The organism is Agrobacterium tumefaciens (assembly GCF_013318015.2).
Lineage (GTDB): Bacteria > Pseudomonadota > Alphaproteobacteria > Rhizobiales > Rhizobiaceae > Agrobacterium > Agrobacterium tumefaciens.
The window spans coordinates 401,250-416,211 of sequence record NZ_CP115843.1 but is presented as its reverse complement, the minus strand read 5'-3'; the positions used below and the strand labels follow the sequence as shown (position 1 = coordinate 416,211).

General features: G+C 57.5%; 12 protein-coding genes and 1 pseudogene. 5 read left to right on the top strand and 8 right to left on the bottom strand.

What is annotated here, in order from left to right; genetic code table 11:
• Positions 1–23: 23 nt before the first annotated feature.
• From G6L97_RS25205 to G6L97_RS25195, 3 genes are read right to left on the bottom strand one after another with little or no spacing between them, the layout of a single operon-like run.
• Positions 24–1,295, bottom strand: coding sequence for an ABC transporter substrate-binding protein (locus G6L97_RS25205; protein ID WP_174004103.1), 1,272 nt, complete (start codon positions 1,293–1,295; stop codon positions 24–26).
• A gap of 24 nt (positions 1,296–1,319) precedes the next feature.
• Positions 1,320–2,486, bottom strand: a complete 1,167-nt coding sequence (locus G6L97_RS25200) for a mandelate racemase/muconate lactonizing enzyme family protein (protein ID WP_174004101.1) — start codon at positions 2,484–2,486, stop codon at positions 1,320–1,322.
• On the bottom strand, positions 2,483–3,391 hold the full coding sequence (locus G6L97_RS25195) for a dihydrodipicolinate synthase family protein (RefSeq protein WP_003517164.1): 909 nt from the start codon (positions 3,389–3,391) through the stop codon (positions 2,483–2,485). Before G6L97_RS25195 ends, G6L97_RS25200 begins: the two co-directional genes overlap by 4 nt.
• Positions 3,392–3,506: 115 nt before the next feature.
• Between G6L97_RS25195 and G6L97_RS25190 the strand changes: the two genes are divergently transcribed.
• The 3 genes and pseudogenes from G6L97_RS25190 to G6L97_RS25180 all read left to right on the top strand — a co-directional run.
• A complete protein-coding gene (locus tag G6L97_RS25190; RefSeq protein ID WP_174004100.1) occupies positions 3,507–4,418 on the top strand; it encodes a 2-dehydro-3-deoxygalactonokinase in 912 nt (303 codons plus the stop codon).
• 67 nt (positions 4,419–4,485) lie between these two features.
• Positions 4,486–5,112 (top strand): GDSL-type esterase/lipase family protein, encoded by a 627-nt coding sequence (locus G6L97_RS25185; RefSeq protein ID WP_174004099.1) that lies wholly within the window; start codon positions 4,486–4,488, stop codon positions 5,110–5,112.
• Positions 5,113–5,317: 205 nt separating this feature from the next.
• Positions 5,318–5,460 (top strand): annotated as a pseudogene (locus tag G6L97_RS25180) (IS630 family transposase); the annotation flags it as partial.
• Positions 5,461–5,644: 184 nt separating this feature from the next.
• On the opposite strand, the gene G6L97_RS25175 reads toward G6L97_RS25180, so the two are convergent.
• Positions 5,645–6,064 (bottom strand): DUF4112 domain-containing protein, encoded by a 420-nt coding sequence (locus G6L97_RS25175; RefSeq protein ID WP_076844305.1) that lies wholly within the window; start codon positions 6,062–6,064, stop codon positions 5,645–5,647.
• Positions 6,065–6,498: 434 nt separating this feature from the next.
• Between G6L97_RS25175 and G6L97_RS25170 the strand changes: the two genes are divergently transcribed.
• Entirely contained in the window at positions 6,499–8,403 is a 1,905-nt protein-coding gene (locus G6L97_RS25170) for an AI-2E family transporter (RefSeq protein WP_174004120.1), read from the top strand.
• Positions 8,404–8,662: 259 nt separating this feature from the next.
• Here G6L97_RS25170 and G6L97_RS25165 read toward each other — a convergent pair whose 3' ends face one another.
• The 4 genes from G6L97_RS25165 to G6L97_RS25150 are packed head-to-tail and all read right to left on the bottom strand — an operon-like array spanning position 8,663 to position 13,493.
• Positions 8,663–9,475, bottom strand: coding sequence for an inositol monophosphatase family protein (locus G6L97_RS25165; protein WP_111783772.1), 813 nt, complete (start codon positions 9,473–9,475; stop codon positions 8,663–8,665).
• Position 9,476: 1 nt separating this feature from the next.
• Complete coding sequence (locus G6L97_RS25160; protein WP_174004098.1) at positions 9,477–10,538, bottom strand: ABC transporter ATP-binding protein; 1,062 nt, start codon at positions 10,536–10,538, stop codon at positions 9,477–9,479.
• Complete coding sequence (locus G6L97_RS25155) at positions 10,531–12,537, bottom strand: ABC transporter permease (protein WP_065687597.1); 2,007 nt, start codon at positions 12,535–12,537, stop codon at positions 10,531–10,533. Before G6L97_RS25155 ends, G6L97_RS25160 begins: the two co-directional genes overlap by 8 nt.
• On the bottom strand, positions 12,534–13,493 hold the full coding sequence (locus G6L97_RS25150) for an extracellular solute-binding protein (RefSeq protein ID WP_111783770.1): 960 nt from the start codon (positions 13,491–13,493) through the stop codon (positions 12,534–12,536). Before G6L97_RS25150 ends, G6L97_RS25155 begins: the two co-directional genes overlap by 4 nt.
• 212 nt (positions 13,494–13,705) lie before the next feature.
• Here G6L97_RS25150 and G6L97_RS25145 point away from each other — a divergent pair, with 212 nt between their 5' ends.
• On the top strand, positions 13,706–14,956 hold the full coding sequence (locus tag G6L97_RS25145) for an ROK family protein (RefSeq protein WP_111783769.1): 1,251 nt from the start codon (positions 13,706–13,708) through the stop codon (positions 14,954–14,956).
• Positions 14,957–14,962 lie beyond the last annotated feature (6 nt).

Genomic DNA, 14,962 nt, shown 5'->3' with positions numbered 1-14,962 from the left:
CGGGCCATGGCAAGACAACGGGATCAACCCTTGATGGCTTCGGCCTTTGCCTGCATGGTTTTCGCCACCGCCGCCGGATCGAGATCCTGAATGATCATCCGCTGGCTTTCTTCCATCACCATCTTGCTGAACTCGTTGTAGAAGAGCTCAAGTCCGGTCGGAATGCGGTCGATCCCCGCCTCGGACGCGGCCTTCATCGTCTCGATCAGCACCGGAAAATGAGGGATGGTCTTTTCAACACCCGAGACGTCGGCCTTCGGGCTTGGCGGGGTGTTGCCGCCAAGGGTGGCATAGCTGCGCTGGAATTCCGGCGACATCGTCAGCTTGATGAAATCCCAGACCAATGCCTTCTGGTCGTCGGGAATATCGGCCGGCATGGCGAGTACATTGGACGAGCCGCCAAGCGGCGGATGAAGCGGCGGTGCGGCGTAAACGATATCAGCCTTGGCCGAACCTTTTTCGGTCGTACCGTAAAGCCAGGGCCCATCAAGCCGCATCGCCATCTTGCCATCGGCAAACAGCTTGCGCACGTCGCTGGCGCTCATGTCGACCGGGCTGATCCCGCTCTTCATCACGGTTTTCCAGCGTGAAAGACCCTCCACCATCTGCGGCGTTTCGATGGTGATATTGCCGTCCTTGTCGGTCCAGTAGGCGCCAGCGTCGAGGATGTAGTTCAGCATCTCCGTCAGATATTGACCCGGACCGCCTTTCGTTTCATGGCCTGTGCCGAACTGGTCGATAATGCCGTCGCCGTTCAGATCCTTGGTCGTCGCCTTCGCAGCGGCCAGAAACTCGTCAAAGGTCTTCGGAACCGCGACGCCCGCTTCTTCGAGAAGCTTCTTGTTGTAGGCCATGACGAAACCGAAATAGTTGGTCATGATGCAGACGGTTTCGCCATTCCATTCGCATTTCTGCTGGCCGGCCCAGCCCGTCATGTCGATGCCGTCCTTCTTCAGCCAGGGGTCGAGCGGCTCGAGCCAGCCGCTATCGGCAAACATTTGAAATTCGAACGACGCCAGATGCACGATCTGCGGCGGCTGGTTGGCCGCAAAAAGCGTCGTCATCGTGTCGGCATAGGAGCTGCGCTCGGCCTTGGTGAATTCGATTTTCACGCCCGGATGCTGTTTTTCGAAGGCGGCAATGGCCGAATGCCACCATTCGCCAGTGCCGGCATCGTCCGTCTGCCAGGAAATGAATTTCAGAACGGTATCGGCCTTGGCCGGGGCAAGGCTGCCCATTGTCATCAAAACGGCGGTCGCGGTGCCGAGCGCCAATCGGCTTATTGTTTTGTTCATGGCTTCCTCCTCCAAAAAACCAGTTCAGATACGTTCAATCAGACCGAGTGCCGCCTCCGACGGCCTTACCCCAAGTCCGGGTCCGGACGGCAGGTGATACCTGCCCTCCCGGCAATCCATGTCGCCTTCCAGCAGGTGACGGTTCGGCTCGAAGATCGAATGCTGGAATTCGTGACCTTTGAGCGTTGGCAATGTCGACGACGCCTGCAGGCTGGCGGCAAGAAATATGCCGGCGCCAACGGTGGCGTGCGGGATGACATCGATGCCGTGCTCGGAAGCAAGAGCACCGATACGGATGAAATTGGTGATACCCTTATGGCCCATTTCCGGCTGCACGATCGCAATGCGGCAGCGCTCGACGCGGGCGCGCATATCCCAATGGGTGCGCCATTCCTCACCAACTGCAATCGGCACTTCGGTATTCTTCGAAACCTTCTCCAGACCGGCAATGTCCTCCGTCCAGACCGGAGCCTCTGCGAACCAAGGGTCGAAGGGCTGCATTTCGGCAATCAGTTCCAGCGCCCGTTCCGGCGTTTGGTTCCAGTGCATGTCGGCGGCAATCTTTGCATCGGGTCCAAGCACCTTCCGGAGATTCGCCATTTCGGCCGCCGGGCCATCGTCTGCCACCGGCGTTGCGAACTTGAAGGCGTTGAAACCGCGGTCCTGCCAGTATTTCGCCAATTCCCCGCGGGCCTTGAGCGTCTTTTCAGGCAGGCCTGAAACATAGGCCGGAAACGTATCCACGCCGCCGCCGAGCAAGTCGCGAACGGACTTGCCGGCTTCCTGTCCGGCAATATCCCATAGCGCAATATCGAGCGCGGCGAGCGCATCCACGTAGAAGCCGCCGGTATAACCGCGCACCCGCATCATGTCGTAAAGGTCGTCATAGATCGCCGAAGGGTTCGAAGCATCGCGGCCGATCACGAAACCGGCGAGAAGATCGTTGATGAGAGCGGCGACCGCACCGGGGGCGACGATACCATAGGTCTCACCCCAACCAACAACACCGGCCTCGGTCGTCATGCGCACCAGCACGCTGCGGTCGAAGGTCGGGTAGACCGTACGATTTCCCTTGCGTACGATATAGCCGTTGGGATTGACCACCTCACCTTCACGCAAGGCGCCGAGATAAGGCACCTTGCGCGGCTGGGTCAGCGTGAAGACTTCGACGCTTGCGACGGGGCTGTTCATGCGGCCTCCACGGCAACGAGGCCTAGTTCAACCAGATTGGCGTCGATATCGGCAATGGCCGCCGCATCAAGCTCGGGTGTCGGCGCACGCACACCGACCCCTTCGATCACGCCGCGACGGGCCAGCACATATTTGGTCAGCCGCATGCGATAGACCGCCTGCAGCACCAGAAGAGGCAGGGTGCGCACATAAATCCGACGAGCCTCCTCCTGCCGCCCGGCAACAAGCGCCCGATCGATGGCAACATGTTCCTCGGCGATCTCCAGCGCCGGCATTGCGGCCGTAGCACCTCGGGCATATTCGTCGAGAATGTAGCGCGCGCCGCCCCCGCCGATGACGCCCTTCAGTGTCGAAGGCGCATGGGCGACGATGTGGCTGATAGCCGGGCCGGCAGGAAGCGTCTCTTCCTTGACATAGGTCACCTGCGGCAACGCCCGCACGATCTCCACGATCGCCTGCGGCGAAAGGTCGGAGCCGCGCGGCGCAGGTGCATTCTGCAGAATGATTTCAACTTCGGGCAACGCCTCGACGATCCTGCCGAGGAATTCGATCAGCGCCGGCGCATCCGTGCCGACCGACTTGGGCACCTGCACCATCAGGTGGCGGATGCCAAGCGCCGATGCCGCCCGCCCGTGCTCAACCACGTCACGCCAGTCGGCCGCACTTGCCCCGGCCACGACCGGCACCCGCCCAGCCACCACATCCACGACAATTTTCAGCAACGCCGCACGCTCGGCGGCGTTCAAAGTCTCCACCTCGCTGGCGAAACCGGGAAACACGACACCATCGACGCCCTTGTCGAGCGCAAAGACCACCAGTCGCTTCATACCCGCTTCGTCAATGCCGCCATCAGCCAGAAACGGCGTAGGCAGAACAGGCAAAATCCCCTTAAGGCCAGCCACCATCTTTCTCCTCCCGATTTAGTATCATATTTTGATACCTTGAATTCACTAATTGACACTATATAGACTTGCGACCTATGACAAGCCCCAAGATGAAATGAACGAGGAGGTTCAAGACATGGCAGCACCGGCGACATCGATCATCGTTGATTGGGGAACGACATCACTGAGGGCAACGCTCGTTGGTGAAGGCGGCGAAGAACTCGATCATCTGGAAACCGCCAACGGTATTTCGAGCCTTGGTAAGGGTGAGCACGAGGCGGCGCTGATGGATGCACTCGCACCCTGGTTCTCAAGCCATGGTGCCTTGCCCGTCGCCGCACTCGGAATGATCACCAGCCGCAACGGCTGGGTCGAGGTCGCTTATGTGCCGTGCCCGGCAGGCCCGGCGGAACTTGCCGCCGGCACGGTGCGCAGGTCGCTGCCGAACGGGTCCGATCTCGTCTTCCTGCCCGGTCTGACCGACCCCGCCCGCCAGCCCTTCCCGGACGTGATGCGCGGCGAAGAAACCCAGATCGTCGGCCACGGCCTTGGCGAAGACGCCACCTTGATCATCCCTGGAACACACAGCAAATGGGCGCGGGTGACGGCGGGAAGGATCGATGGCTTCCAGACATTCGTCACCGGTGAAATCTTCAACCTGCTTATCAATCACTCCTTCATCGCGCGCGGTTCCACGCAGCCGCCGGTCGATGATCACGAGGCCTATCGCTGGGGTCTGACAGAGGCAAAACGATCCGCCGCCATGCTGTCGCTGCTGTTTTCGGCGCGAACCGGCGGGCTTGCGGGCCGGCTTTCGCCGGATCAGTTGCGATCCTATGTGCGAGGACTGGTCATCGGGCAGGAGTTTCGGCAAGCCCGCGAGGCCGGATGGTATGCGGAAGGAGACGAGGCAGCTATCGTCGGCAATGACGGGCTGAACGATCTCTATCTGGTTGCCGCCGATGTGTTCGGGCTCAAGACATCCATGGGTGCGGATGACGCCCTCACAAAAGGCGCTCTGACTATCCTGCGGCAAGCGCTTTTATAACCCTTGCCGATCGCCGGTTGCCGAAATGGCGGCATCCGGCTTTCAAGACAATTTTTTAGGACCAATCATGTACGACTTCCCAGCCAATATCGGCACCAGCCGTCACGAAAACGATATCATTGCCGTTCTGGCCCGCATTCAGCGCATCGGCCTTCCAGACAATCCGATCGCCTTTTATGGCTCATCCTCGTTTCGAATCTGGAGCTCCATCACCGAGGATCTCGGCTCGCTGGAGATCGTCAATCTGGGATTTGGCGGTGGCACTTACCTCTCTGCCAGCCACTACCTCGACCGGCTCCTGGTTCCCTTGAAGCCAGGTAGAGTGGCGCTTTATTTCGGCGAAAACGATATTGCCAGCGACGGCCTCAAGGCGCAGACGACGCTTGGGCACCTGCGGGATTTGCGCGATCGCATCTCTCGAGCGCTACCGCAGGCGGACGTCTTTGTTCTGGCGATCAAGCCCAGTCCGGCGCGCTGGATATACCGCCACGAATTCGATCTTTTCAACCAGACGGCGCGCGACTGGTGCAACGGCCGCGAACACACGACATGGCTTGATCCGAACGCCGGCCTCATTGGTGAAAATGGCCTGCCGATGTTCCGTTATTATTTACCCGATCTGGTTCACCTGAATGCGGCAGGCTACGCGGTCTGGTCGGAAGCACTTAGAAAAAAGTTGGGTCTGTTGAACTGAGACAAGGGGCATCTTTATCTTTGGCTCTTGAAAGGAGCCGAACTGTCCCCAGCATCGTTCACAGGCTGATTTCCATTGGATTTATAGATCACGTCCGTTGAACGCGGAATCGCGTTTAGGCCCCCCTTACTGGCGGAATTCTGATTCCATCGCTCCGACTGGTGATTTGGTCGCAAGCAACATGGCCTGAGCTTTCAACGATGATCTGCGTAGCCGCGTTCTAGCTGCGTCACGGGATGGCATATCGACGCGCTCAGCAGCGTCCAGATTTGGGATTGGTATTTTGACAGCCATCGCGTGGATTGCGAGCGAGCAGGAAAGCCGGCTGACCCGGCGAAACAGGGACGACTCCGTCCGCCGAGGCGGCCTCTATCCGGCACTGAAGTATCTTAGTTGAGCCTACCCGCCCTAAGGCGACAGCCAACAATGCGCACAGGCTGAAAGACGCAGTCTCGACCACCGACGAGGAAACGGTACACCTCGACTGCGACTCCAGAACCGCAGCCAGGTTTTTTCGGGCCATCGTCGAGGCTTATTTGCGCTTCCGCCGCAACTCGTCGCCATGGATGCCAAAGTGCTGGATGATCATATCGACATTACGGCGGTGCGATTTGAAATAAATATCAAACAGATCACCGAAGACAGGAACACTGCCCACAAGAGCATCCATGGCAATGTTGCCAACCATTCGCGCAAGCTTTTCCTGCGGCACACCAAGGCGGCGCGCTTCATTGACGATATAGAGGCCGACAATAGCACCCGCACCATCACCAATCAGTGGCAGCAAACCCATGATGGAATCTGCACCAAAACGGATTCCCGTGCCAGGAATGCGGATCGCTGTGTCCATCATACGAGCGATGCCCGACAGCCGCCGCAGACGGCGGAGCCGCTCAGCACCATCCACGAAGTCGTCCGATGTGCCGTGGGCGTTCCACGTTCTCGCTGTCATACAATCGTGCTCCATAAAAGAGATATGCCTCAGCCTAATATGAATGGGGATGTGGAGAGTTGCGTTCAAGAGCGTTGCGCAAGCTATCTGCATCCATTGAAACCGAACCAGTTACGCTCAATCGCCTCGATCCTGCCTATGTGACAGCACCAATCGCCCGGCATCGCTCGGGCCCTACACCCCTTTTTCGATTCCGATAGGCCACAGTAATTTTTAAGCAATATTTTCCCTTACATTGGCGCTACTACAGGACTGCTAGGTCGAGAGAAAGATGTGAGGCACGCCCTTGCATCTTTAACGTCTTTCGCGAGTTAAAGCTGATCTTCATAAAGCAGATGCGGACATGGCACATATTTTTTGAGTTCATCGGTGCATCTAAAGGCGGACTGCTGATGGACACTGGCGCTTTAACAACAAACGACATCGGAAAACTTATGGCCGTTTCTCATCAAGGTCCGCTGGCTAACACCAGGCTTTCTGGACGAACGATTCTCATTCTGATTGGCGTCGCGGTCATCCTGCACGTGGGTCAGGAAATCTTCGTGCCATTAGCCTTGGCTCTCCTCCTGACATTCACTCTGGCACCTATTGTCTCCTTTCTCCGAAAACACTCTGTGCCCAAGATTGCCGCCGTTATTTTGGCGGTCGCCTCAGCCTTCATGGCAATTGCGCTGTTCAGTTTCGTCGTCGCCACGCAGGTGACAAATCTTGCCGAAAACATCCCGACATATCAGCGCAATATCGTCACCAAGGTTCAGGCGCTCAGCCAGGCAGGATCAGGCAATGGTGTGCTCGAACATCTGAGCAAGGTTGTCGAGCGTGTCGGCGCCGAGTTGCAGACACGCGCCGTCGAAAGTCAGGACGAGCAGTCGACCGCACCAACCATGCGAGAGCCGATGCCCGTTGAGATCGTCACGCGATCCCATCCGGTCGAAACACTTGGCAATTTCATTCTTCCGCTTATCAGCCCGTTTGCAACGGCAGGTTTGGTCATCGTTCTTGTGATTTTCATGTTGATCGAGCGTGAGGACCTTCGCGACAGGTTTATCAGACTGGTTGGACTTGGTGACCTGCATCGCACGACGGCAGCGCTGCAGGACGCTGGAAAACGGGTTGGGAAATACCTTCTGATGCAATTGGTGGTAAATGCACTTTACGCCTTTCCCATCACCATTGGGCTTTGGGTGCTTGGCATTCCGAACGCGATCCTGTGGGGTCTGCTGACGCTGGTTCTGCGTTTCGTGCCCTATATTGGTCCCGTTATCGGAATGGTATTGCCGCTGTTCCTCGCCCTTGCAATCTCTCCCGGCTGGTCGTTGGTCGCGTGGGTCGCGGCACTTTTCATCGTCACCGAACTGATCAGCAATAACGTCGTTGAACCTTGGCTCTATGGTAGCCACACCGGCTTGTCTCCAATGGCGATCATCATCTCCGCAATCTTCTGGTCCTGGCTTTGGGGACCGCTGGGGTTAATGCTGTCGACACCTCTCACGGTGTGTCTGGTCGTTCTTGGCAGATATGTCCCCGAGTTTAGTTTTCTGGATGTTCTGCTCGGAAATGAACCAGTCCTCCAACCGCAGGAAAAGCTCTACCAGCGGCTGCTCTCCGGCGACCCCAACGAAGCGACTGACAACGCCGAAGAGTTTCTCGAAGAGGAATATCTCATCGACTACTACGAAAAAGTTGGTCTTCCTGCCTTGATCCTGGGCGAAGCGGACCGCCAGCGCGGCGTGATGACAGAGGCTCAGATCACGCTTCTTGCCTCCAGCGCCCATGCCCTCATTGAAAATCTTGCAGAGATTGCGAGCGAAGAGGAAAACGAGGGAATGTCGGAAGACGAACAGACTTCAGCGCCAGAGACCAAAGAAACAATCGCGCTACCGGACGGTAAAGGCAGATCCATTCTATCCCTGGGAGGCCGAGGGGCCATGGACGACGCAGCGTCTGCGATGTTATCGCAAGTTCTCTTGGTTCAGGGTGCGCAGATCAGACAAGCAGACTATACAAGGATTGAAGGACGAGATCTAAAGGCTCTGGTGGCTGACGATATCGACACCGTTGTCGTTACGTTTCTCAATGAGAACTCGAAATCGCACGCACGACAGATCGTGCGTCGTTTGAAGCGTGTAAGACCTTCTCTTCGTGTCGGCATATTGTTGCCGATGGGAGAAGGCGGGCGCGAAGCGCCAATCGACCCACAAGACATAAGCGCCGACTTCGTTGCCGCTTCGCTGACGCAGGCCGTCGTGTCAGCCCTGAGCGACACAGGCCCTGTGGTCTTGAAAAGCCCCGTGAGAAAAGTGGCGCGCCAGCGCCGAGTGCCGCCGGTGGCTGCCTGAACGCAGCCACGAGAAGTCTGTCGATGTTACCAAGGGGCACGCATCTCGTCTGATAACGTATAGGACCACCCGAAAGCTTCAGCCCCTGGACTTGCGCACGCTCATCACCGCACAAACCTTTATTCTGGAAAAAGCACGATGCATCGATACGAAGATTGAAAACGTCACGCGTCTCTAGGTATCTACGGCGAACTAAGAGCAGTCAGGTCTAAAGCTTGACAGTTGCGACATCAAAAGCGGCTTGCGGTTGTGAGACCTTTCAGCTTGGAGTCTCCCCTTGCTGAAACTTGGATTGGAGCCACTGATGTATGGATGACGTTCCCGCCAACAGTGAACCGCCGTCCTTTACAACACCGCCGCTAAGCGAGGTAACAAGCGCTCCGGCTTCCTGGGCAATGATCTTTCCAGCCGCGTAGTCGTAATGGCTGAGGCCGTCTTCGAAATAGCCATTTAGCCTGCCCGCGCCAACATATGCGAGATCAAGTGCGGCCGAGCCAAGTCTGCGGATGCCTGCCGTCTCGTTGGTGATGGTATCCAGGGCCCGGAAGAAACTACTGCGGTCCATCGACTTCAACTGTCCGTGGATCGGCATAGATAGAGATATGATGGATTCTTCGGGCTTTTTCTCTTCCAACCGTGTCAGTTCCTTACCGTTCATCCGGGCACCCTGCCCTCGAACTGCCGTGAACATCTCATCCCGCAATGGGTCAAGGACGACGCCCAGTATTTCGCCCTCGTCGTCGCAAAGAGCGATGCTGACAGCAAAATAGGGAATGCCCCAGATGAAGTTGCTGGTTCCGTCGAGCGGGTCTACCACCCAGCGGCGTCGTGCGTCTGGCATGCGCGTACCGGTTTCTTCACCCACGAAACCGTAGCGATCACCTGCCCTTGCCAGAACTGCGGCAATAGCCTCCTCGGCAGCAAGATCGGCCTTGGACGCATAATCACCCAAAGCTTTTCGTTGAACACTATCGCGGGACATGGCGCCGAAATGCGTCTTCAGTTCAGCGCCTCCGGCAAGTGCGGCGGACAATGCAAGCTGCATCAGTTCGTCAAGCGACAGGTCCGCCATCTCATACTCCCGAGGGTAGAAAAGTTATCGTCTCGAAATCCACACCGACGCGAGAGTCGAGATCGAGTGCGTGTCGTGTTTCCACCGAGATGGTCGCACCGTTCTCAAGTCGAAGGCTCTGCGTCCAGGCCTTGCCCATGAAGCGGCGATCTTTCACCGTTGCATTGACGAGAGCGCTGCCGTTTTCGCGGGTCATTACCTGTTCGGGACGTACGACAAGTGTGCCTTTACCGCGGTGGCCACTTCCTATGATAGGAAGTCGCGATCCGTCAGCCATCTGGAAGCCGGCCTCATCAAATTCACCCTCCAGAAAGTTTGCGCTACCGACGAACTCGGCAACGAAGCGGTTCGCCGGTCGCGAATAAATTGTTTCGGGATCTGCAAGCTGCTGCACGATTCCATTCTGCATCACGGCGATCCGGTCCGACATTTCGAGGGCTTCTTCCTGATCATGCGTCACATAGATTGCTGTCAGACCGAGTCTCTTCTGCAGACTGCGCAGTTCATGGCGAAGAGCCACGCGAAGACGCGCATCAAGGTTGGACATGGGCTCGTCCATGAGAAGCAGCGGCGGGTTGATGACGAGTGCACGCGCCAGCGCTATGCGCTGCTGCATACCCCCACTCATTTCTGCGGGATAGCGCTTCTCGACGCCGTGAAGCTCGACCTGGGCCAGTGCGGCCCGAACCCTTTCAGCAACTTCGTTCTTCGGAACCTTACGCAGTTTGAGCCCGTAAGCGACATTGTCGAACACGGTCTGGTTTGGCCATAGCGCATAGTTCTGAAAGACGAAGCCGATATTTCTGTCCCAGGCGGCGAGCGAGGTCACGTTCCGCCCGTTGAACAGGATTTTTCCGCCATCGATTGGGTGGAAGCCTGCAATGGCGCGCAAAAGTGTCGTCTTGCCGCAACCGGACGGCCCTAGCAGCGTGAAGAATTCGCCGGGCCTGATCGTGAGGCTGATGTCTTTCAGAACTGCATGATTGCCAAAGGTCTTGGAGACGGCGTCGATGACGACCTCGCAGCCTTGGGTTGGAGTTTTGGAAGATGAGGTTTCAACCACCGGAATTTCCTCGAATTTGGCCGTAGCGGACAATGAAATAGAGAGGGATGTAAATGATCAGCATCAGCAGGATGGTCTGTGCTGCGGAGACACCGAAATCGGCATCGACAAGCGTGTTCTCGAAGATCACGGCTGTCATCGGCTTCCACGGCGGACGATAGAGAACGATGGTAGACGACAGCTCCGTGACGATGTGAAGGAAGGTGAGCGTTGCACCGGTTACCGCACCCGCCAGAACAAGAGGTGCCGTTATGGTGAAGAACACCCTGAATGGACGCGCTCCAAGACTGATTGCGGCCTCTTCGAGAGCCGGGTGAACGCGCCTCAGGGCCGCCTCTGACGCCTTCACCGTAAAAGGCAGGTTACGAATGAGATAGGCAAGGAGAAGGATGAACCAGGTGCCGGTCAGTTGCAGCGGCGCCTTGTTGAACATCATGATGAGACCGATACCGAGCACCGTGCCGGGAATGACGTAGGGCATCATGACAGTGAGGCTGAGAACGGGGGCGATGATCCGGTAGCGCTTGCGTATAATCACATATGCAATCCCCAACCCGATTGCTGTTGCCGCCAGCGTTCCGGCAATACCAAGCGACAAGGTCACCCAAGCCGGCCCCATGCCGGTGCGCCACATAGTGGCGTAGTTTTCCAGCGTAAAGTTCGCCCTGGGTAGGCCGACCCGCCATTCCATGAAGCTGGAAACCAGCACCGTCAGGTGGGGCGTGAATGCCATGAGAAGGGCAATGATGACCGCGCCAAGCACTGTGACATGAGCAAGAGGCGATAGCGGCTTGCGTTCCAGCGCCCGCGACGACACCACGGCAAAACCGCGTCGCGCCAAATAGATTTGCTGCGCCATGAGGAACAGGCTCGAGATGGTGATGAGCACAATCGATCCTGTGGCCGCAAGCGCCGGATTGCGTCCTGCCTCACTCAGGAAGGACGTATAGATCAGAACCGGCAGTGCGTTGACATCGAGGCCAATGATGCGCGGCGTTCCGAAGTCAGACAGGGCTGCCATCGTTGCCAGATAGAGACCGGTGATGATGCCGGGGAGTGCCAGCGGAATTTCGACCGTCATGCGCACACGAGGCGGCTTGGCACCAAGGCTTTCCGCTGCCTCGATATGGCCAGCGTCCAAACTCTGAAACGAGCTGTGACTGAGCAGAAAGATGATTGGAAAGACCAGCCAGGTGATGACCCAAATGACGCCATGCAAGCCGACAATCGAGACATCGAGGCCGAGATAGTTGGTCAGAACGCCGTTTCGTCCCAGGAGCAAGCGCCAGGCGTACGCCCCCAGAAATGGTGGAGACACGGAAGCCATAGTGACAAGAAAGACGATAGCAGTGCTGCCCGCGACCCGGTAACGTGCGATAAGATAAGCCAGCGATACGCCGATCAAAGCGGCAAGTCCGGTGGACGTCAACGCGATCAGCAGGCTGTTTACCGTGGCGGAAAGGGTTTCCGAGCGTGTAAAGAAGTCGGTATAGTGGACAGCAGAGAGCGACAGCGATTTGTTTTCGAAGGTGATGTAGGCGTTCGCGGCATGTGAGAGCAGGACAGTGTTGAGCGACTGCGCGTTGATATCTAAAGGCGCTGGTGAAGTTGTCGCGAATAGCCCCCGGGGCGCCTGCTGCGAAAGCGTGAACCGAGCCGAGCCCAGATCGAGTTCAAGTAAACCTGCCTCGTCCTTACCAACCGAAATCGGCTCTTGCGAAGAGAGGCGCAGCGTTCGGTCATCCTGGACGTCTACAGTCAGACTGTCAGTCGAACTCAGCGTTATCGCAACGCCGTCAGAAAGTTTAGCAACGCTGTATCGGGCGGTCATTTCCGGGACGAATTGCAAGCCGTCTTTATTATGCAGAAGAGTAAAACGGCCGCCCTCCTCCAGGAGGGAGGCGGCCATGAGGCGAACCTGCGGGACAACAATCGTCAGGCCGCAGAGCACGAGCGCGACGATTGAAAATATCAGCCAATTGTCGCGCAGCACCTTCATTTTCCGCGAAGCTCCTGAAAGCGAGCCACGACCACAGGGCGCGGATCGACAGCGGATACGATCGTGAGAGTAGCCATGTCAGGCAGAGCGGCGGGAGGCGTTACATCCTTGCGTGCCGAGCGTCGAACGGTGGCGTCGCGAACGATTTCATGCGCCGTTTTGCTGCCGAGGAAATCGATGAAGCTCTTGGCGTCTTCGATGTGCTGCGCGCCCTTGACTATGGCTTGCGCATCGATCTGGCCGGTAACCGCATCGGTCGGATAGACGATTTCGATCGGCAGACCTTGAGCCTTCCACTTGGCACCCAGATCCTCGTTAATCCAGCCAACTGCTGCTTCACCGTCGCGTACGGCGTTGAAGGCGTCATCGGAACCGGGAGCAATGCGCGCACCCTTGGCCATTTGACCGACGAACTTCCAACCGAAATTGCCAGCAAGAGCGGAAAGAATGACGTAGCCGGTGCCGGATTTTGCAGGGTCTGGAATAATCAGGCCACCGTTCTTTGCGAAGTCCTGTGAGACGAGATCTTTCTGCGTCCTTGGTATGGAGCCGGCCTCGACGCGTTTGGTGCTGACGACCAGCGGCTGCAGCAGCACCGTGAACGGATGCCAGATGCGATTGGGATCGTTAGTCACCATGTCGGCGTCGGACTTGCTTTCGAACGATTGGAAGAGGGCTGCATTTTCTTCGAAGGTCTGCGTCGGTCCGCCCCACATGACGTCTGCCGAGGAATTGCCACCTTCTGCACGCAGGCGCTCGATGAGCTCGCCAGTACCGCCGCGCACGACGGTCACCTTCACATCCGGATTTTCCTTGGCAAAAGCGTCGAGGATGGGAGCAGATGTCGCCTCCCCATGAGCGGTGTAGACCACCAGTTCTCCGGCATTCGCAACACTGATGATCGACGCCGACGCCAACGCGCCCGCTATGATACGCCGCAAGGTCCATTTCAGCATGACTATGTTCCCTTTTTAAAGTCACTGAGAAGAAGGCGACCCTATTAATCCATTTACCAGATTAAAAATCAAGCCGCCTTTTCTGCGGAATTACGGTCCTTGCGTTACAGTATTATGACTGAAGACTAAGATTATCTGCATTGCGACCTGCTTGACGCCCACAGGCTGGGCTGATAAATTCCATTTAATTTATTAAATAGGAATCGGCCCCGATGAGCTTGATGGGCAGCAATCACACATATTCCGGCCGCTACAACCGTCGCCTCGTTTTCGATCTGATCCGATCCGGCAATGGCATAAGCCGGCGTGACCTTGTCTATGTGACAGGCTTGAAGCCGCAGACCATGTCCAATATCTGCAAGGACCTGATAGACCGTTCAGTGGTTGTGGAAACCATCCAACAAGAGGGCGCGCGCGGTGCGCCGCAAAAGAAGATGTGGGTCAGGGCCGATGCCGGTTGCTGCCTGGGTATTCATGTGGATCGCGACGGGCTTCTGGGCATCGTCTGCGATCTGGCGGGGCAGGAGTTGGGTCGCGAAACCGCATCCGCATCGCTCGAAGATCCATCCGACACCATCCGTGCCATCGCCGATATGACACAGCGTCTGCGGTCGGTTACGGTGGATCGTCCCGCCTGGGGCATCGGCATCGCGATGCCCACATTGCAGGAGGCGGAATTCGAACATCCCGTCGGCCCGCCGGGTTGGGATGCGTGGAGCCGTATGCCGGTGGCGGAAGCCATCGAAGATGCATGTGGCCTTCCCACCATTATCGAGAATGACGCCACAGCCGCAGCAGTTGCCGAACTGAGGGTGGGAAGTGCGGGAGGACTGAGCCACTACGTCCATATTTTCGTCGGGCACGGACTTGGGGCAGGCATTATCAATGACAGCATGCCGCTCCAGGGATTTTGGAACAATGCCGGAGAAATCGGTCTCCTGACATGGCCGGCGGAACTTGCCAATCCAGATGCGGGGAAACAGACACCGTTTTCGATCGACGAGCTTGCAGCGATGCTGTCGTGCGAAAGCAGGGAGATTGCGCGGCCTGGGGCATTGGAGAAACTTTACGCTCAACGCGACAGTATTCTGATGCGATGGCTCGATCTCAATTCGAAGCGCCTGCGGTTGCTGGTGTCGCTGCTTGAAAACATCATGGACCCGCAGACCATCGTGGTTGGAGGGCACTTTCCACCAGCGCTCATCAATTCCCTCATCGACCGGGCCTATCCCCTTTTGCCGTCAGTCAGCGCCCGAAGCCACCGCGAAATTCCCCGGCTGTGTGCTGGCGCTCTAGGGCCGGAGGCCGCCGCGATCGGCGCTGCCATGCTACCTGTGATTGCCCATGGCAGCCCAGACTTCAGGCGCCTCTCATCCATGCGCGGACGCAGCCAGACGATCGATTTCGAAAGACGCTTCGATCGGGTCGCAGGCGCGCCAACGGATGACGACACGTCATCCTGATTTACA

Excerpts from the sequence above, each read along its gene's own strand:
- G6L97_RS25200 (WP_174004101.1), bottom strand. The coding sequence starts at position 2,486 with ATGAACAGCCCCGTCGCAAGCGTCGAAGTCTTCACGCTGACCCAGCCG.
- G6L97_RS25190 (WP_174004100.1), top strand. The coding sequence starts at position 3,507 with ATGGCAGCACCGGCGACATCGATCATCGTTGATTGGGGAACGACATCA.
- G6L97_RS25175 (WP_076844305.1), bottom strand. The coding sequence starts at position 6,064 with ATGACAGCGAGAACGTGGAACGCCCACGGCACATCGGACGACTTCGTG.
- G6L97_RS25185 (WP_174004099.1), top strand. The coding sequence starts at position 4,486 with ATGTACGACTTCCCAGCCAATATCGGCACCAGCCGTCACGAAAACGAT.
- G6L97_RS25205 (WP_174004103.1), bottom strand. The coding sequence starts at position 1,295 with ATGAACAAAACAATAAGCCGATTGGCGCTCGGCACCGCGACCGCCGTT.
- G6L97_RS25145 (WP_111783769.1), top strand. The coding sequence starts at position 13,706 with ATGAGCTTGATGGGCAGCAATCACACATATTCCGGCCGCTACAACCGT.
- G6L97_RS25150 (WP_111783770.1), bottom strand. The coding sequence starts at position 13,493 with ATGCTGAAATGGACCTTGCGGCGTATCATAGCGGGCGCGTTGGCGTCG.
- G6L97_RS25155 (WP_065687597.1), bottom strand. The coding sequence starts at position 12,537 with ATGAAGGTGCTGCGCGACAATTGGCTGATATTTTCAATCGTCGCGCTC.
- G6L97_RS25195 (WP_003517164.1), bottom strand. The coding sequence starts at position 3,391 with ATGGTGGCTGGCCTTAAGGGGATTTTGCCTGTTCTGCCTACGCCGTTT.
- G6L97_RS25170 (WP_174004120.1), top strand. The coding sequence starts at position 6,499 with ATGGCCGTTTCTCATCAAGGTCCGCTGGCTAACACCAGGCTTTCTGGA.
- G6L97_RS25165 (WP_111783772.1), bottom strand. The coding sequence starts at position 9,475 with ATGGCGGACCTGTCGCTTGACGAACTGATGCAGCTTGCATTGTCCGCC.